The sequence below is a fragment of the Streptomyces sp. NPDC057424 genome, from assembly GCF_042803315.1.
Taxonomy (GTDB): domain Bacteria; phylum Actinomycetota; class Actinomycetes; order Streptomycetales; family Streptomycetaceae; genus Streptomyces.
The window spans coordinates 130869-148073 of sequence record NZ_JBHVCP010000013.1 but is presented as its reverse complement, the minus strand read 5'-3'; the positions used below and the strand labels follow the sequence as shown (position 1 = coordinate 148073).

Below are 17205 nucleotides of genomic sequence, written 5' to 3'. Positions count from 1 at the left end.
CCCCCGGACACAGGCGGGGGTTCAGGGGCGGAGCCCTCTGGTTGCCTAAGCCGACGCCGGCGGATACAGGGAACGCGGCAGTTGCGACGCTGCGGCGGCGTCCAGCAGCCACAGCGTCCGGCTCCTGCCGTACGCCCCCGCCGCCGGGGCCTGGATCTCGCCCGCGCCGGAGAGTGCGATCGCCGCCGCCCGGGCCTTGTCCTCGCCCGCGGCCAGCAGCCATACCTCACGGGCCGCCCGGATCGCCGGCAGCGTCAGTGTCACCCGGGTCGGCGGAGGCTTGGGCGCGCCGTGGACGCCGACCACCGTGCGGTCGGTCTCCCTGACCGCCGGCAGCTCCGGGAACAGCGACGCGACATGGGTGTCCGGCCCGACGCCCAGCATCAGCACGTCGAACGTGGGCACGGGGCCGTGGTTCTCCGGGCCTGCCGCCTGCGCCAGTTCGTCCGCGTACGCGGCAGCCGCCGCGTCCACGTCGGTGCCGTGGGGCCCGTCCGACGCGGGCATCGCGTGCACCCGCTTCGGATCGAGCGGCACCGAGTCGAGGAGAACCTCCCTCGCCTGGGTGACGTTGCGCTCGGGGTCGCCCTCGGGCAGGAACCGCTCGTCGCCCCACCAGAGGTCGAGCCGCGCCCAGTCGACGGCGTCCCGAGCCGGGGCGGCCGCCAGCGCGGCCAGCAGGCCGTTGCCGTTGCGGCCGCCCGTCAGGACCACGGACGCCGAGCCCCGGGAGGCCTGCGCGTCCACGATCCTGGTGATCAGCCGCGCCGCCGCGGCCTGTGCCATCAGGTCCTTGTCGCGGTGCACGACCAGCTGCGGTGCCGTACTCACTTCGTCGTCGCCTTCCGTACCGGTTCCAGCTCCGGCGGTACCCGCTTCACCGGTGCCTGCGCCGTCGCTTCCGCAGCGGATGCTTTCGCAGCCGTTTCAACGGGAGCGGGGAGGGCGGGGAGGGCGAGTCCTGCTCGCCCCTCACTTTTGGGCACCGGCCAGGAGGACTTCAGCCGGTCCACCCCGTACCGCAGCGCCGACGCGTACGTGTCGTCCGGGTCCAGCCGCCGCAGCTCCTCCGCCATCAGCTCCGCGGTCTCCCGGCGCTTGAGCGCCACCGCCCGGTCCGGCTGGCCCTCGATGGAGAGCGTCGCCAGGGAGCCGTCGGCGCGGTCCAGCTTGATCGGGCCGCAGTTGGTGTCCATCCGGACCGCCGTCAGACCGGGGCCGCTGGACAGCGAGCGCTTCACCGGGACGTCCAGCCGGTCCGCGAGCCACATCGCCAGCAGCTCACAGCTCGGGTTGAACTCCTCGCCCTCCACCTCCACGGCCCGGACCTCGCAGGCGACCTGGTCGAGGGCCGCCGCCAGCATGGAGCGCCAGGGCGTGATGCGGGTCCAGGACAGGTCCGTGTCTCCCGGGGTGTAGGTCCCGGACCGGGTGGCCAGGTCCCGTACCGGCTGCTCGGCGGCGTACGTGTCGGTGACGCGGCGCTGCGCGAGGGCACCCAGGGGGTCCTTCGCCGGGTCGAGCGGCGCGTTCACCGGCCACCACACCACCACCGGGGCGTCCGGCAGCAGCAGCGGCAGCACCACCGACTGGGCGTGGTCGGCGACCTCGCCGTACAGCCGGAGCACCACCGTCTCACCGGAGCCGGCGTCCGCGCCGACCCGGACCTCCGCGTCGAGGCGGGACTGCGTACGGTCGCGCGGTGAGCGGGAGACGCGTTTGATGACCACGAGCGTGCGCGAGGGATGCTCGTGCGCGGCGTCGCTCGCGGCCTTCAACGCGTCGTAGGCGTTCTCCTCGTCCGTCACGATGACCAGCGTGAGCACCATGCCGACGGCCGGGGTGCCGATCGCCCGGCGGCCCTGCACCAGCGCCTTGTTGACCTTGCTGGCGGTGGTGTCCGTGAGGTCTATCTTCATGGCCGGCGCCAGCTCCGTCCGTGTCGCTCGAGCATTTCGTCCGCCTCGACGGGCCCCCAGGTACCGGCCTGGTACTGAGCGGGTCTGCCGTTCTTGTCCCAGTACTCCTCGATCGGATCGAGGATCTCCCAGGACAGCTCGACCTCCTCGGTGCGCGGGAAGAGGTTCGAGTCACCGAGCAGAACGTCCAGGATGAGCCGCTCGTACGCCTCGGGGCTGGACTCCGTGAAGGACTCGCCGTACGCGAAGTCCATCGACACGTCCCGGATCTCCATCGACGTGCCCGGCACCTTCGAGCCGAAGCGGACCGTCACGCCCTCGTCCGGCTGGACGCGGATGACGATCGCGTTGGAGCCGAGCTCCTCGGTGGCCGTCGAGTCGAAGGGGGAGTGCGGGGCCCGCTGGAAGACGACGGCGATCTCCGTCACGCGGCGTCCCAGCCGCTTGCCGGTGCGCAGGTAGAAGGGGACTCCCGCCCAGCGGCGGTTGTCGATCTCCAGCCTGATCGCGGCGTACGTGTCGGTCTTCGACGAGGCGTCGATGCCGTCCTCGTCGAGATAGCCGATCACCTTCGCGCCGCCCTGCCAGCCCGCGGAGTACTGGCCGCGCACGGTGTCCCGGCCCATGTCCTTGGGCAGCTTCACGGCGCCGAGGACCTTGGTCTTCTCGGCGGCCAGCGCGTCCGCGTCGAAGGAGGCCGGCTCCTCCATGGCCGTCAGGGCCATGAGCTGGAGCAGGTGGTTCTGGATCACGTCACGGGCGGCGCCGATGCCGTCGTAGTAGCCGGCCCGGCCGCCGATGCCGATGTCCTCGGCCATGGTGATCTGCACGTGGTCCACGAAGGACCGGTTCCAGATCGGTTCGAACATCGTGTTGGCGAAGCGCAGCGCCAGGATGTTCTGGACGGTCTCCTTGCCCAGGTAGTGATCGATGCGGAAGACCTGGTCCGGCGCGAAGACCTCGTGGACGACCTTGTTGAGCTCCTCGGCCGAGGCGAGGTTGTGGCCGAACGGCTTCTCGATGACCGCGCGCCGCCAGGAACCGCCCGTCTGGTCGGCCAGCTGGTGCTTCTTCAGCTGCTGGATGACCACCGGGAAGGACTTCGGCGGCACGGAGAGGTAGAAGGCGAAGTTGCCGCCCGTGCCCTGAGCCTTGTCCAGTTCGTCGATCGTGGAGCGCAGCCGCTCGAAGGCGTCGTCGTCGTCGAACGTGCCCTGCACGAAGCGCATGCCCTGGATGAGCTGCTGCCAGACCTCCTCGCGGAAGGGCGTGCGGGCGTGCTCCTTGACCGCGTCGTGGACCTCCTGCGCGAAGTCCTCGTGCGCCCACTCGCGGCGGGCGAAGCCCACCAGCGAGAAGCCCGGCGGCAGCAGACCCCGGTTGGCGAGGTCGTACACGGCGGGCATGAGCTTCTTCCGGGACAGGTCGCCCGTGACGCCGAAGATGACCAGGCCCGACGGCCCCGCGATACGCGGGAGCCGTCGGTCCGCGGGGTCACGCAGCGGGTTGCTGCTCGACACCTGTTCAGCCCTCCGAGGGGGCGAGGCGCTGAAGCTCGGCCTCGGTCGACTTCAGCAGGTCGGTCCAGGAGGCCTCGAACTTCTCGACGCCCTCTTCCTCCAGCAGCCGGACCACGTCGTCGTACTTGATCCCGAGCTTCTCGACCGCGTCGAGGTCGGCGCGGGCCTGCTCGTACGTGCCGGAGACGGCGTCGCCGCGGATCTCGCCCTGCTCCTCCGTGGCGAACAGGGTCGCCTCCGGCATGGTGTTCACCGTGTTGGGAGCCACCAGCTCGTCGACGTACAGGGTGGGCTTGTACGCCTTGTCCTTCACGCCGGTGGACGCCCACAGCGGACGCTGCTTGTTGGCGCCCGCCTTCTCCAGGGCGCTCCAGCGGTCCGAGGAGAAGACCTCCTCGTACGCCTGGTAGGCCAGGCGGGCGTTGGCGACGCCGGCCTTGCCGCGCGCCGCCTTGGCCTCGTCGGTGCCCAGCGCGTCGATCCGCTTGTCGATCTCGGTGTCCACGCGGGACACGAAGAACGACGCCACGGAGTGGATCTGCGACAGGTCCAGGCCGCGCTCCTTGGCCTTCTCCAGGCCGGTCAGGAACGCGTCCATGACCAGGCGGTAGCGCTCCAGCGAGAAGATCAGCGTGACGTTGACGCTGATGCCCAGGCCGATGGTCTCGGCGATGGCCGGGATGCCCGCCTCGGTCGCCGGGATCTTGATGAGCGTGTTGGGCCGGTCCACCAGCCAGGCGAGCTGCTTGGCCTCGGCGACCGTCGCCCGCGTGTTGTGCGCCAGGCGCGGGTCGACCTCGATCGAGACCCGGCCGTCCTTGCCGCCGGTGGCGTCGAAGACCGGGCGCAGGATGTCGGCGGCGTCACGGACGTCCGCCGTCGTGATCATGCGGATGGCCTCTTCGACGGTGACCTTGCGGGCGGCGAGGTCGGTCAGCTGCGTGTCGTAGCCGTCGCCCTGCGAGATCGCCTTCTGGAAGATCGACGGGTTGGTGGTGACGCCCACGACGTGCTGCTGGTCGATCAGCTCGGCGAGGTTGCCGGACGTGATCCGCTTGCGCGACAGGTCGTCCAGCCAGATCGCGACGCCTTCCTCGGAGAGGCGCTTGAGTGCGTCTGTCATGGAAATTCCATCTCCTACGTGTCGTATGTAAGCGTCAGCGCTGAGCTGCGGCGATCGATTCCCGCGCGGCGGCGGCCACGTTCTCGGGAGTGAAGCCGAACTCGCGGAAGAGGACCTTGCCGTCGGCCGAAGCACCGAAGTGCTCCAGGGAAACGATGCGGCCGGCGTCCCCCACGTACTTGTGCCAGGTGAGACCGATACCGGCCTCCACCGCGACACGAGCCCGGACGGACGGCGGCAGGACGCTGTCCCGGTACCCCTCGTCCTGCTGCTCGAACCACTCCACCGACGGCATGGACACCACGCGCGTGGGTACGCCGGCGCCCTGGAGCTGCTCGCGCGCCTCGACGGCGACGTGCACCTCCGAGCCGGTGGCGATGAGGATCACCTCGGGCTCGCCGCCGTCGGCCTCGAACAGGACGTAACCGCCCTTCGCCGCGTCCTCGTTGGGCTCGTACGTCGGCACACCCTGACGGGTCAGTGCCAGGCCGTGCGGCTGGCCCTTGCCGAACTCCTTCGTCCAGCGCCGGAGGATCTCGCGCCAGGCGGTCGCGGTCTCGTTGGCGTCCGCCGGACGCACGACGTTCAGGCCCGGGATCGCGCGCAGCGACGCCAGATGCTCGACCGGCTGGTGGGTCGGGCCGTCCTCGCCGAGGCCGATGGAGTCGTGCGTCCACACGTACGTCACCGGCAGGTGCATCAGCGCCGACAGCCGCACGGCGTTGCGCATGTAGTCGGAGAAGACCAGGAAGGTGCCGCCGTAGATGCGGGTGTTGCCGTGCAGCGCGATGCCGTTCATCTCGGCGGCCATCGCGTGCTCGCGGATACCGAAGTGGATCGTGCGGCCGTACGGGTCCGCCTCCGGCAGGGGGTTGTCCGCCGGGAGGAAGGAGCTGGTCTTGTCGATGGTGGTGTTGTTGGAGCCGGCCAGGTCGGCCGAGCCGCCCCACAGCTCGGGGACGACCCCGCCGAGCGCCTGGAGGATCTTGCCGGAGGCGGCACGCGTGGCCACGCCCTTGCCGGCCTCGAAGACCGGGATCTTCTCCTCCCAGCCCTTGGGCAGCTCACCCTTGGCGACGCGGTCGTACTCCGCGGCGCGCTCGGGGTTGTTGTCCCGCCACTGCTGGTACGCCTTCTCCCACACCGCGCGGGCCGCCTGGCCCCGCTCCAGCGCCCTGCGGGTGTGCGTGATGACCTCGTCGGAGACCTCGAAGGACTGCTCCGGGTCGAAGCCCATGACCCGCTTGGTCGCCGCGACCTCGTCGTCACCCAGCGCCGAGCCGTGCGCGGCCTCGGTGTTCTGGGCGTTCGGGGCGGGCCAGGCGATGATCGAGCGCATCGCGATGAACGACGGCCGGTCGGTGACGGCCTTGGCCTTCTGGACCGCCTCGAAGATCGCGGCCGGGTCCAGGTCGCCGTTCTCCTGCGGCTGCACCCGTTGCACGTGCCAGCCGTAGGCCTCGTACCGCAGAGCGGTGTCCTCGGAGACGGCCGTCTCGGTGTCGCCCTCGATCGAGATGTGGTTGTCGTCCCACAGCAGGATCAGGTTGCCGAGCTTCTGGTGGCCCGCGAGGGACGACGCCTCGGCGGAGATGCCCTCCTGCAGACAGCCGTCACCGGCGATGCAGTAGATGAAGTGGTCGAACGGCGACTCGCCCTCGGGAGCCTCCGGGTCGAACAGACCGCGCTCGTAACGGGCGGCCATCGCCATGCCCACCGCATTGGCCACACCCTGGCCGAGCGGGCCGGTGGTCGTCTCCACACCGGTCGTGTGCCCGTACTCGGGGTGGCCGGGGGTCTTGGAGCCCCACGTGCGGAAGGACTTCAGATCGTCCAGCTCCAGGCCGAAGCCGGCCAGGTACAGCTGGGTGTAGAGGGTCAGGGACGAGTGGCCGGCGGACAGCACGAAGCGGTCCCGCCCGACCCAGTCGGCGTCCGCCGGGTCGTGCCGCATCACCTTCTGGAAGAGGGTGTAGGCGGCAGGCGCCAGGCTCATCGCCGTACCAGGATGGCCGTTACCGACCTTCTGTACGGCATCGGCGGCCAGGACACGCGCGGTGTCGACTGCCCGCTGGTCCAACTCGGTCCACTCGAGGTCTGTGGTGGTCGGCTTGGTGCTCACCCTGAGTCAGGGCTCCTCTCCACATGTCGGATGCCGGTGTATCGGGGCGCCCACCGGCCGCAGCCGAGCCTACCCCCGTGGGACGTGCGTTTTTTCGAGTCACTCCAGAGTGCCGGGCGTCATCACGGTCCGCCTCCTGACTGGGCCGTACCGCATTCGACAGGTGAATACGGAGCCGCTCATCCGGGTGCTCAATCGAGCTGCGAAGCGCCCTTCGGAAGCCGCCCTCCAACACGACCGGACCCCCGCGAATGTCCGAGTCTGGGCAACGTCTAAAGTGGCGTGGTACGCGCGAGCCTTTACCGGGACTTCACAGGGGTGAGGCTTGCTGGGATGTCTCTGTAGGGGTGTGCGTGACGGCCGTTGAATCCCGTCCAGCGGGGATGCTAGGGGCGGACCAGAGCCCGGCCCACCGGCCGTTCGGTGCCCGTGTCAAGGCGTTCGTGGCTCTCACCAAGCCGCGGATCATCGAGCTGCTGCTGATCACCACGGTGCCGGTGATGTTCCTGGCGCAGCAGGGCGTGCCCGACCTGACGCTGGTGCTGCTGACGTGCCTCGGCGGCTACATGTCCGCGGGCGGCGCCAACGCGCTCAACATGTACATCGACCGCGACATCGACGCGCTGATGGACCGCACCTCGCAGCGCCCGCTGGTCACCGGCATGGTCAGCCCGCGCGAGTGCCTGGCCTTCGGCATCACCCTGGCGATCACCTCCACCCTGCTGTTCGGCCTCACCGTGAACTGGCTGAGCGCCTGGCTCTCCCTCGGCGCACTCCTGTTCTACGTGGTCGTCTACACGATGATCCTCAAGCGCCGGACCTCGCAGAACATCGTGTGGGGCGGCATCGCCGGCTGTCTGCCGGTGCTGATCGGCTGGTCCTCGGTCACGAACTCGATGTCCTGGGCGCCGGTCATCCTCTTCCTCGTCATGTTCTTCTGGACGCCGCCGCACTACTGGCCGCTGTCCATGAAGGTGCGGGAGGACTACGCGCGCGTGGGCGTGCCGATGCTGCCGGTGGTCGCCTCGAACAAGGTCGTCGCCCAGCAGATCGTGATCTACAGCTGGGTCATGGTCGCCGTCTCGCTCCTGCTGACCCCGCTCGGCTACACCGGCTGGTTCTACACGTCGGTCGCCCTGCTGGCGGGCGGCTTCTGGCTCTGGGAGGCGCACGGCCTGCAGAACCGCGCGAAGGCGGAGGTGACGGGCGCGAAGCTGAAGGAGATGCGCCTGTTCCACTGGTCGATCACCTACGTGTCGCTTCTGTTCGTGGCCGTCGCGGTCGACCCCTTCCTGCGCTGACATACGTCACACCGCCCTGCCCTCGCGAGTCGATCTACTCGTGAGTAGCATCCTGGTCATGGCAGACACGCAGCAGGTTGACCCGAAGGCCGAGCGCAAGGTGGCCCGGCTGGCCAAGCAGATCTCCTCCTTCTCCCAGGCCCACGGCGGTGCGGAGGGCCAGGTCGCCTACCTCGGCGAGCGCGGCGCCCGCATCGTCCTGGTGGGAGAGGACGGCAACTGGGGCGACCTGGTCGCCCCGTCCTACGAGATCGCCGAGAAGGCCGTGGAGAAGTCCGGCATCACGGCCCACGAGTCCTTCGACGGCGAGTTCGCGGCGAAGGTCAGGACGGGCCGCTACGAGTGGTCGCGCATGGCGGGGATCCAGGTCGGCGGCCCGTCCAACGGCTGAGCAGCCAGCTCTCGGGGGCGCGGGGACTGCGCGATCAGCCACCGGCAACCCGTGGCCGCCAGAACACCCGCACCCCCCGGCGGGACCGCGACCTGAACCCGGTTCACCCGTTAAGACCCTTGAAGCAACAGGGTCCACCCCGGGGAGCCCGGATGATCGAAACGCCGTCCCTAGTGGACCAGTACTGCCACGGAGTGCTGCGCACAGAGCTGGGTCTCGGCACCTTCGAGGCCCACCTCTCCCGCACCGAGGGCCCACCCGCCCCCGGCACCACCCTGTTCGACACCCAGACCGGCTTCGCCGTGCGGCGCTGGTGTCCGCCCCTGCTCGGCCTCGAACCGCACTGCACGCCCGCCCGCTACCTGGCCCGGCGCCGGGAACTGGGCGTCCTGGAGTCCGGCCGCCGGCTCCTGCGCGGCAGCGGCATCACCACGTACCTGGTCGACACCGGCCTCCCGGGCGACCTGACGGAACCGGCCGAGCTGGCCTCCGCCGGAGCCGCCGAGGCCCGCGAGATCGTGCGCCTGGAACTCCTCGCCGAGCAGGTCGCCGACACCTCCGGAACGGTCGAGTCCTTCCTCGCGAACCTCGCCGAGTCGGTGCACGCGGCCGCCGCGAACGCCGTCGCCTTCACCTCGGTCGCGGGCGTACGGCACGGCCTCGCCCTCGCGCCGGAGCCGCCCGGGCCGGGGGAGGTGCGCGGTGCGGTCGGCCGCTGGTTCGCCGGGCGCGGGGTCGGCGGGGAGCTGAGCGACCCGGTGCTGCTGCGGCATCTTCTGTGGAGCGCCGTCGCCTCGGGTCTGCCGCTCCAGCTGCACGCGGGGCTGGGCGCGCCGGGGCTGCGGATCGACCGTACGGACCCGGTGCTGCTGACGGACTTCGTGCGGGCCACGGCCGGCCTGGGCACGGACCTGGTCCTGCTGCACGGCTACCCGTACCACCGGCACGCCGCCCATCTCGCCGGCGTCTTCCCGCACGTCCACGCCGACTGCGGTGCCGCCCTGGTCCGCACGGGCGCCCGGGCCGCGACCGTTCTCGCGGAGATCCTGGAACTGGCGCCCTTCGGCAAGATCCTCTTCTCCACCGGGGCGCAGGGCCTGCCCGAACTGCACGTGGTGGGCGCCCGCCTGTTCCGCGAGGCCCTCGGCCGGGTGCTCGGCACCTGGGTCGCCGAGGGCGCCTGGTCACTGGCCGACGCGCAGCGGGTGGCGGGCATGCTGGCGTCGGGGAACGCGCGCAGGGTGTACGGACTCGACTGAGCCCTGCCCGGTCAGGCCTTCGTCAGGCTCGCCTCGGCGGCCGGGCCGGGCACGTCGGCCACCAGTACCGGCCGCTCGCGCAGCGACAGCACCACCCGCAGCACCCAGATCCACATCACGGCCGAGCCCAGCATGTGCAGGCCGACCAGGATCTCGGGCAGGTCCGTGAAGTACTGGACGTAGCCGATGACGCCCTGCGCGAGCAGGATCAGGAACAGCTCGCGGGTGCGGTGCAGCGGGTTCCTCGGCGCGTCGACCGCCTTGAGGACGAACCACAGGGCGAACGTCAGCGTCACCACGATCCACGCCAGCACGGCGTGCAGCTTGCTCACCGTCTCCCAGTCGAGCGGCATCCGCTCGACCTCGCTGGAGTCGCCCGCGTGCGGGCCCGCGCCGGTGACGACCGTGCCGACCAGGATGAGCAGGACGGCCACCCCGACCAGGGCCCACACCAGCTGCCGCACGGCCTTGCCGACCAGCGGACGCGGTGCCGCGTCGCCTTCTCGGGTGCGCTGCCACATCACCGTGGCCACCGCGATGAGCGCGGACGTCGCCACGAAGTGCGCCGCCACCGTGTACGGGTTGAGACCGACCAGCACCACGATGCCGCCGAGCACCGCGTTGCTCATCACGATCCAGAACTGCGCCCAGCCCAGCCGGGTGAGGCCGCGCCGGTGCGGCTTCCGCGAGCGCGCGGCGATGATCGCCCAGCCGACGGCGGCGCACAGCACGTACGTCAGCAAGCGGTTGCCGAACTCGATGGCACCGTGGAAGCCCATCTCGCTGGTGGAGGTGAGCGAGTCGGCAGTGCACTTGGGCCAGGTCGGGCAACCCAGGCCGGAGCCGGTCAGCCGTACGGCGCCGCCGGTGACGACGATGAACACCGACATCAGGAGCGCGGTGAGGGCCGCGCGCTGGACCGTCCGGGGTTCCGGGGTCCAGCGCTCGGCGATGAAGGCGAGCGGGTTGCGCAGGGCGGCCTTGGCGCCGGCGCGGGTCACGTGTGGCACGCGGACCATCGTAGGCCGCCGCTTGTGCACACTTTCACGAGGGTCCGTCACAAGACCTCCCCTACTCCCACCGGAAGAACTTCCCGGCCGCCGCCAGCCCCACGACCGCCCAGACGGCCAGGATCCCGAGGTCGCCCCAGGGCATCCCGGCGCCGTGCTGGAGCACGTCCCGCAGCCCGTCGGACAGCGCCGAGATCGGCAGCAGGCCGAGCACGTCCTGCACGCCGGAGGGGAACTTGTCGAGCGGCACGATGACCCCGCCGCCGACGAGCAGCAGCAGGAACACCAGGTTGGCCGCGGCCAGCGTCGCCTCGGCCTTCAGTGTCCCGGCCATCAGCAGGCCCAGGCCCGAGAAGGCCGCCGTCCCGAGGACCAGGAGCAGCAGCACGGCGACCGGGTTGCCCTGCGGCGACCAGCCGAGCGCGAAGGCGATCACCGCCAGCAGGACCACTTGGAGCACCTCGGTGACCAGGACGGACAGTGTCTTCGCCGTCATCAGGCCCCAGCGGGGCAGGGGTGAGGAGGCCAGCCGCTTCAGCACGCCGTAGCGGCGTTCGAAGCCGGTGGCGATGGCCTGGCCGGTGAACGCGGTCGACATCACCGCGAGGGCGAGGATGCCGGGCGCGAGGAAGTCGACCGCCTCGCCGGCGCCCGTGTCGACGATGTCCACGGTGCTGAAGAGCACCAGGAGCAGGGTCGGGATGACGACGGTCAGCAGCAGCTGCTCGCCGTTGCGCAGCAGCATCTTCGTCTCGAGGGCGGCCTGGGCCGCGATCATGCGGGGGAGGGGCGCCGCGCCGGGCTTCGGCGTGTACATCCCCGTGCCGGTGGCGGTCACGAGCGCAACTCCTTGCCGGTCAGCTCGAGGCTGTGCTTTCCCGGGGGACGACCCCCGGACCCCCGGCCGACCTCGGTGTGAGCTGGAATCATGAACGCAACTCCTTGCCGGTCAGCTCGAGAAAGACGTCCTCGAGGGTGTGCCGCTCGACCGAGATCTTCTCCGGCATCACGCCGTGCTGGGCGCACCAGGAGGTGACCGTCGCGAGCAGCTGCGGGTCGACCTTGCCGACGACCCGGTAGGAACCCGGCGTCAGTTCGGCGGCCGAGCAGTCGGCGGGCAGGGCCTTCAGCAGTGACCCCACGTCGAGGCCGGGCCGGCCCGTGAAGCGCAGCGTGTTCTCCGCGCCGCCCCGGCACAGCTCCTCCGGGGAGCCCTGGGCGATGACCCGGCCCGCGTCGATGATCGCCACGTCGTCGGCGAGCTGCTCGGCCTCGTCCATGTAGTGGGTGGTGAGGATCACCGAGACGCCGTCCGCGCGCAGGTCCCGGACGAGGTCCCAGGTGGCGCGGCGGGCCTGCGGGTCGAGGCCGGCGGTCGGCTCGTCGAGGAAGACCAGTTCCGGCCGTCCGACCACGGCCATGGCCAGTGCGAGCCGCTGCTGCTGCCCGCCGGAGAGCCGCCGGTACGTCGTACGGCCGCAGGAGCCGAGCCCCAGCCGCTCGATCAGCGCGTCCACGTCCAGCGGATGCGCGTGCAGTGCGGCCACGTGGCGGAGCATCTCGTCGGCCCTGGAGCCCGAGTAGACGCCGCCGGACTGGAGCATCACGCCGATGCGGGGCCGCAGGTCACCGGATTGTCTCACCGGGTCGAGGCCCAGGACGCGCACCGTGCCGGAGTCCGGCTTGCGGTACCCCTCGCAGGTCTCGACCGTGGTCGTCTTGCCCGCCCCGTTGGGGCCGAGCACGGCGGTCACACCCGCCCGGGCCACCAGGTCGAGCCCGTCCACCGCGGTCTTCGTGCCGTACCGCTTCACCAGGGCCTGGACCTGGACCACGGGCTCGCTTCGCATGGGTCCAGAGTCTAGGTACGTGTGCCGGGACTCAGAGCGGCGGGTGCTGGAACTCCTCTTCACGGGGCCGGTGCACCGCCAGCCACTGCTCGGCGTAGGCCACCGCGTCCGCCACCGGGAACAGCCGCGCTTGGGCGGCGCCCACCTTTCCGCGGACGACGGGCCGGTCCCGTTCGAAGTCGTAGCCCAGCTCGTCGAAACGGTCCGAGCTGATCGACACCTCGGTCACGGTCTCCCAGCCCTCCGGACCCGGCCGGCCCACGGCGACGCGCGGGGACGGTATGCGGTACTCGGCCAGGTGGAAACTCGTGCAGGAGGCGTAGCCGGCCCCCAGCAGCAGCACCCGGGCGCCCGTCGCCTCCAGCTTCGCCAGCGGGCTCCGCTCGCCGAGCCGGCAGTCGGGCGCGTGCCCGTCGAGCAGCTCCGCGGCGCGCGGGCCGAGCGCCGCGAACGAGGTCTGCGGATGCGCGCTGCGCAGCGCGCCGGGCCAGGTGCGCACGGTCTCCGGGACGACGCCGACCCCGCGGCTGGGCGTGGTCTGCGCGTCGTAGGCGGGCATGGTGGCGCGGATGGCCGCCCACCATTCGGGGGGTACGGGCGGCGTGCTCCACAGGGCGGGGTCGGAGAGGTCGCCGGTCTGCGTGGGAACCACCAGCGTGCCCTGCGGGCCGAGCGCGTCGAGCAGTCCCTGCACCACCGCGACGGAGCCGCCGTTGACCCAGCCGAGGGCGCTGAGCGAGGAGTGCACGAGGAGGGTCTCGCCGGGGTGTACACCGAGCTCGCCGAGCTGTGTCCGGAGCGTCTCGCGGGTGACAAGAGGGCCGGTCGGAGGGGGTGTGGGCATGGTTCCGGAGTGTCCCCGAAGCGGCTGCCGCCTGCCACCGGTTTGATCGATCAGAGATCGTTTCCGCAGGTCAGATTAGGTATACCTAAGTGACGTAGGGCACCGTCGGGCGGATCGTGGGCGGCTTGCCCGGTCCGGAAGAATTACGCAACAATGGCGTTGTGAAAAACGTCGGCGAGGCACCTCACGAGGAGCTGGCGGCTGGGTTGCGCTCGGACCGGTCCACCCGCAACCGGGTCGCGCGGTCCATCCTGGACCACGGCCCCTCGACCGTCGCCGAGCTCGCCGAGCGGCTGGGCCTCACCCAGGCGGCCGTGCGCCGGCACCTCGACGCCCTCACGGGCGACGGTGTCGTGGAGGCGCGCGAGCAGCGGGTGTACGGCGCGCGGACCCGCGGCCGGCCGGCCAAGGTGTTCGCCCTGACGGACTGCGGCCGGGACGCCTTCGACCAGTCGTACGACACGCTGGCGGCGGACGCGCTGCGCTGGATCGCCGACCGCGAGGGCGGCAACGAGGCGATCGCCGCCTTCGCCCGCGCAAGGATCGCCGCGCAGGCGGGCGCCTACCGCCGGGCGGTCGAGGCCGCCGCGCCCGAGAAGCGGACCGAAGCGCTGGCCAAGGCCTTGAGCGCCGACGGGTACGCTGCTACGGCGCGCAATGCGCCCCACCCGCAGAGGGGTGAGCAGCTCTGTCAGCACCACTGCCCGGTCGCCCACGTCGCCGAGCAGTTCCCGCAACTGTGCGAGGCGGAGACGGAATTTTTCGCCGAGCTGCTCGGTACGCATGTACAGCGGCTCGCCACCATCGCGCACGGCGACGGTGTCTGCACGACGTACATCCCCAAGATTTCCCACAACGCATCTGCAAGCACGGCCGGGAGGAACCCCGCATGACTCTCCCCACGGAGACTGCCCACCCCGAGCTCGAGGGCCTGGGCAAGTACGAGTACGGCTGGGCCGACTCCGACACGGCCGGCGCCTCTGCCAAGCGCGGCATCAACGAGGACGTCGTCCGGGACATCTCCTCCAAGAAGAACGAGCCGGAGTGGATGACCAAGCTCCGCCTCAAGGGCCTGCGCCTGTTCGAGAAGAAGCCCATGCCGAACTGGGGCTCGGACCTGTCGGGCATCGACTTCGACAACATCAAGTACTTCGTGCGCTCCACGGAGAAGCAGGCGGAGTCCTGGGAGGACCTGCCCGAGGACATCAAGAACACGTACGACAAGCTCGGCATCCCCGAGGCGGAGAAGCAGCGCCTCGTCGCCGGTGTCGCCGCCCAGTACGAGTCGGAGGTCGTCTACCACCAGATCCGTGAGGACCTGGAGGAGCAGGGCGTCATCTTCCTCGACACCGACACCGCGCTGAAGGAGCACCCGGAGCTCTTCAAGGAGTACTTCGGGACGGTCATCCCCGTCGGCGACAACAAGTTCGCGTCGCTGAACTCCGCCGTGTGGTCGGGCGGCTCCTTCATCTACGTGCCGCCGGGCGTCCACGTGGAGATTCCGCTCCAGGCCTACTTCCGTATCAACACGGAGAACATGGGCCAGTTCGAGCGGACCCTGATCATCGTCGACGAGGGTGCCTACGTGCACTACGTCGAGGGCTGCACCGCCCCGATCTACAAGTCGGACTCGCTGCACTCCGCGGTCGTCGAGATCATCGTCAAGAAGAACGCCCGCTGCCGGTACACGACCATCCAGAACTGGTCGAACAACGTCTACAACCTGGTCACCAAGCGCGCCGTCGCCTACGAGGGCGCGACCATGGAGTGGATCGACGGCAACATCGGCTCCAAGGTGACGATGAAGTACCCGGCCGTCTACCTGATGGGCGAGCACGCCAAGGGCGAGACCCTGTCCATCGCCTTCGCCGGCGAGGGCCAGCACCAGGACGCCGGCTCCAAGATGGTCCACATGGCGCCGAACACGTCCTCCAACATCGTCTCGAAGTCCGTGGCGCGTGGTGGCGGCCGTACGTCCTACCGCGGCCTCGTCGAGATCGGCGAGGGTGCCCACGGCTCCAAGTCGAACGTGCTCTGCGACGCGCTGCTCGTCGACACCATCTCCCGCTCGGACACCTACCCCTACGTGGACGTCCGCGAGGACGACGTGTCCATGGGCCACGAGGCGACCGTCTCCAAGGTCTCCGAGGACCAGCTCTTCTACCTGATGAGCCGCGGCCTGAGCGAGTTCGAGGCCATGGCGATGATCGTGCGCGGCTTCGTCGAGCCCATCGCCAAGGAGCTCCCCATGGAGTACGCGCTGGAGCTCAACCGGCTGATCGAGCTGCAGATGGAGGGCGCGGTCGGCTGACCCGCCCCTACGACAGCAGACGTCCTACCCAGGAAAGAGAGCACTACGACAGCCATGGCTGAGGCCCAGAACATCCCCGTGGGGTCGACCACCGCGGGCTCGATCGCGGTCGCCGCGGAGTCGACCGTCGCCACGCGCATGAGCGCGCCCCCCTCCTTCGACGTGGCGGACTTCCCCGTCCCGCACGGCCGTGAGGAGGAGTGGCGGTTCACCCCGCTGGAGCGCCTGCGCGGCCTGCACGACGGCACCGCCGTCGCCACCGGCGACGGCGTGAAGGTCGATGTCCAGGCCCCCGAGGGCGTCACCGTCGAGGCCGTCGGCCGCGACGACGCGCGGCTCGGCAAGGCCGGCACCCCGGCGGACCGCGTCGCCGCCCAGGCCTACTCGGTATTCGAGAAGGCCTCGGTCGTGACCGTCCCGAAGGAGACCGTCCTCACCGAGCCCATCCGCATCGCGGTGCACGGCGAGGGCGGCACCGCCTTCGGCCACCAGGTGATCGAGCTGGGCGCCTTCGCCGAGGCCGTCGTGGTCATCGACCACACCGGTGACGCGGTGCTCGCCGCCAACGTCGACTACCTCCTGGGCGACGGCGCCAAGCTCACCGTCGTCTCCGTCCAGGACTGGGACGAGAAGGCCGTCCACGTCGCCCAGCACAACGCGCTCGTCGGCCGCGACGCCTCCTTCAAGTCCGTCGTCGTCACCTTCGGCGGCGACGTGGTCCGGCTGCACCCGCGCGTGCAGTACGCCGGGCCCGGCGGCGAGGCCGAGCTGTTCGGCCTGTACTTCACCGACCAGGGCCAGCACCAGGAGCACCGCCTCCTGGTCGACCACAACGTCCCGCACTGCAAGTCGAACGTCGTCTACAAGGGCGCGCTCCAGGGCGACGACGCGCACGCCGTGTGGATCGGTGACGTGCTCATCGAGGCCAAGGCCGAGGGCACGGACACGTACGAGATGAACCGCAACCTGGTCCTCACCGACGGGGCGCGGGTGGACTCCGTACCGAACCTCGAGATCGAGACCGGCGAGATCGTCGGCGCCGGCCACGCCTCGGCGACCGGCCGCTTCGACGACGAGCAGCTCTTCTACCTCATGGCCCGCGGCATCCCGGAGCACGAGGCCCGCCGTCTGGTGGTCCGCGGCTTCTTCGCCGAGCTGGTCCAGCAGATCGGCGTCCCCGACATCGAGGAGCGCCTGATCGCCAAGATCGAGGAGGAGCTGGAGGCGGCGGTCGCATGACCTTCGTACGCGTCTGTGGCCTGGGCGAGCTGGAGGAGGACACCCCGAAGCGGGTGGAACTCGACGGCACGCCCGTGTCCATCGTGCAGACCGAGGGCGAGGTGTTCGCGATCCACGACATCTGCTCGCACGCGAACGTCTCCCTGGCGGAGGGCGAGGTCGACGACTGCCACATCGAGTGCTGGCTGCACGGCTCGCGCTTCGACCTCCGTTCCGGCAAGCCCGACGCCCTTCCGGCGACGCGCCCCGTCCCCGTATACCCCGTAAAGATCGATGGGGACGACGTGCTCGTCTCCCTCACCCAGGAGTCCTGAGG

Annotated in this window: 16 protein-coding genes; 7 read left to right on the top strand and 9 right to left on the bottom strand. The window is 70.4% G+C overall.

The window, feature by feature from the left end:
• Positions 1–45: 45 nt before the first annotated feature.
• From pgl to tkt, 5 genes are read right to left on the bottom strand one after another with little or no spacing between them, the layout of a single operon-like run.
• Positions 46–831 (bottom strand): 6-phosphogluconolactonase, encoded by a 786-nt coding sequence (gene pgl, locus ACFU3E_RS14320; protein ID WP_384156519.1) that lies wholly within the window; start codon positions 829–831, stop codon positions 46–48.
• Complete coding sequence (gene opcA / locus ACFU3E_RS14315) at positions 828–1919, bottom strand: glucose-6-phosphate dehydrogenase assembly protein OpcA (RefSeq protein ID WP_384156515.1); 1092 nt, start codon at positions 1917–1919, stop codon at positions 828–830. Before opcA ends, pgl begins: the two co-directional genes overlap by 4 nt.
• Positions 1916–3439 carry a glucose-6-phosphate dehydrogenase gene (gene zwf, locus ACFU3E_RS14310; protein WP_384156512.1) on the bottom strand — a complete coding sequence of 508 codons (1524 nt, stop codon included), beginning with the start codon at positions 3437–3439 and terminating at the stop codon, positions 1916–1918. Before zwf ends, opcA begins: the two co-directional genes overlap by 4 nt.
• Positions 3440–3443: 4 nt before the next feature.
• Entirely contained in the window at positions 3444–4562 is a 1119-nt protein-coding gene (gene tal, locus ACFU3E_RS14305) for a transaldolase (protein WP_384156509.1), read from the bottom strand.
• Between the two features lie 34 nt (positions 4563–4596).
• Positions 4597–6684 (bottom strand): transketolase, encoded by a 2088-nt coding sequence (gene tkt / locus ACFU3E_RS14300; protein ID WP_384156506.1) that lies wholly within the window; start codon positions 6682–6684, stop codon positions 4597–4599.
• Between the two features lie 383 nt (positions 6685–7067).
• On the opposite strand from tkt, the gene ACFU3E_RS14295 reads away from it, so the two are divergent.
• The 3 genes from ACFU3E_RS14295 (at position 7068) to ACFU3E_RS14285 (ending at position 9635) form a co-directional block, all read left to right on the top strand.
• Complete coding sequence (locus ACFU3E_RS14295; RefSeq protein WP_384156534.1) at positions 7068–7985, top strand: heme o synthase; 918 nt, start codon at positions 7068–7070, stop codon at positions 7983–7985.
• 58 nt (positions 7986–8043) lie between these two features.
• Positions 8044–8376 carry a hypothetical protein gene (locus ACFU3E_RS14290; protein ID WP_384156503.1) on the top strand — a complete coding sequence of 111 codons (333 nt, stop codon included), beginning with the start codon at positions 8044–8046 and terminating at the stop codon, positions 8374–8376.
• A gap of 152 nt (positions 8377–8528) precedes the next feature.
• Positions 8529–9635 (top strand): amidohydrolase family protein, encoded by a 1107-nt coding sequence (locus tag ACFU3E_RS14285; protein ID WP_384156500.1) that lies wholly within the window; start codon positions 8529–8531, stop codon positions 9633–9635.
• A gap of 11 nt (positions 9636–9646) precedes the next feature.
• Here the strand turns inward: ACFU3E_RS14285 and ACFU3E_RS14280 are convergent, their stop codons facing one another.
• The 4 genes from ACFU3E_RS14280 to ACFU3E_RS14265 form a co-directional block, all read right to left on the bottom strand.
• Complete coding sequence (locus tag ACFU3E_RS14280; RefSeq protein WP_384156497.1) at positions 9647–10654, bottom strand: heme A synthase; 1008 nt, start codon at positions 10652–10654, stop codon at positions 9647–9649.
• Between the two features lie 52 nt (positions 10655–10706).
• Positions 10707–11462 carry an ABC transporter permease gene (locus ACFU3E_RS14275; RefSeq protein WP_384156531.1) on the bottom strand — a complete coding sequence of 252 codons (756 nt, stop codon included), beginning with the start codon at positions 11460–11462 and terminating at the stop codon, positions 10707–10709.
• 109 nt (positions 11463–11571) lie between these two features.
• Entirely contained in the window at positions 11572–12495 is a 924-nt protein-coding gene (locus tag ACFU3E_RS14270) for an ABC transporter ATP-binding protein (RefSeq protein WP_384156494.1), read from the bottom strand.
• Positions 12496–12526: 31 nt separating this feature from the next.
• A complete protein-coding gene (locus ACFU3E_RS14265; protein WP_384156491.1) occupies positions 12527–13339 on the bottom strand; it encodes an aminoglycoside N(3)-acetyltransferase in 813 nt (270 codons plus the stop codon).
• Positions 13340–13500: 161 nt separating this feature from the next.
• Between ACFU3E_RS14265 and ACFU3E_RS14260 the strand changes: the two genes are divergently transcribed.
• Genes ACFU3E_RS14260 through ACFU3E_RS14245 form a run of 4 tightly spaced genes read left to right on the top strand, consistent with a single transcriptional unit; the run spans position 13501 to position 17203 of the window.
• A complete protein-coding gene (locus ACFU3E_RS14260) occupies positions 13501–14232 on the top strand; it encodes a helix-turn-helix transcriptional regulator (RefSeq protein WP_384156488.1) in 732 nt (243 codons plus the stop codon).
• Complete coding sequence (gene sufB, locus ACFU3E_RS14255; RefSeq protein ID WP_062926168.1) at positions 14229–15650, top strand: Fe-S cluster assembly protein SufB; 1422 nt, start codon at positions 14229–14231, stop codon at positions 15648–15650. Before ACFU3E_RS14260 ends, sufB begins: the two co-directional genes overlap by 4 nt.
• A gap of 54 nt (positions 15651–15704) precedes the next feature.
• Positions 15705–16889, top strand: a complete 1185-nt coding sequence (sufD, locus tag ACFU3E_RS14250; RefSeq protein ID WP_384156485.1) for a Fe-S cluster assembly protein SufD — start codon at positions 15705–15707, stop codon at positions 16887–16889.
• Positions 16886–17203 (top strand): non-heme iron oxygenase ferredoxin subunit, encoded by a 318-nt coding sequence (locus ACFU3E_RS14245; RefSeq protein ID WP_384156482.1) that lies wholly within the window; start codon positions 16886–16888, stop codon positions 17201–17203. The genes sufD and ACFU3E_RS14245 overlap by 4 nt, the downstream gene beginning before the upstream one ends.
• Positions 17204–17205 lie beyond the last annotated feature (2 nt).

Bases quoted from the DNA above. Each gene is read 5' to 3' on its own strand.
- opcA (WP_384156515.1), bottom strand. From the start codon at position 1,919: ATGAAGATAGACCTCACGGACACCACCGCCAGCAAGGTCAACAAGGCG.
- tal (WP_384156509.1), bottom strand. From the start codon at position 4,562: ATGACAGACGCACTCAAGCGCCTCTCCGAGGAAGGCGTCGCGATCTGG.
- ACFU3E_RS14295 (WP_384156534.1), top strand. From the start codon at position 7,068: ATGCTAGGGGCGGACCAGAGCCCGGCCCACCGGCCGTTCGGTGCCCGT.
- ACFU3E_RS14290 (WP_384156503.1), top strand. From the start codon at position 8,044: ATGGCAGACACGCAGCAGGTTGACCCGAAGGCCGAGCGCAAGGTGGCC.
- ACFU3E_RS14285 (WP_384156500.1), top strand. From the start codon at position 8,529: ATGATCGAAACGCCGTCCCTAGTGGACCAGTACTGCCACGGAGTGCTG.
- ACFU3E_RS14280 (WP_384156497.1), bottom strand. From the start codon at position 10,654: ATGGTCCGCGTGCCACACGTGACCCGCGCCGGCGCCAAGGCCGCCCTG.
- ACFU3E_RS14275 (WP_384156531.1), bottom strand. From the start codon at position 11,462: ATGTACACGCCGAAGCCCGGCGCGGCGCCCCTCCCCCGCATGATCGCG.
- ACFU3E_RS14270 (WP_384156494.1), bottom strand. From the start codon at position 12,495: ATGCGAAGCGAGCCCGTGGTCCAGGTCCAGGCCCTGGTGAAGCGGTAC.
- ACFU3E_RS14265 (WP_384156491.1), bottom strand. From the start codon at position 13,339: ATGCCCACACCCCCTCCGACCGGCCCTCTTGTCACCCGCGAGACGCTC.
- sufB (WP_062926168.1), top strand. From the start codon at position 14,229: ATGACTCTCCCCACGGAGACTGCCCACCCCGAGCTCGAGGGCCTGGGC.
- sufD (WP_384156485.1), top strand. From the start codon at position 15,705: ATGGCTGAGGCCCAGAACATCCCCGTGGGGTCGACCACCGCGGGCTCG.
- ACFU3E_RS14245 (WP_384156482.1), top strand. From the start codon at position 16,886: ATGACCTTCGTACGCGTCTGTGGCCTGGGCGAGCTGGAGGAGGACACC.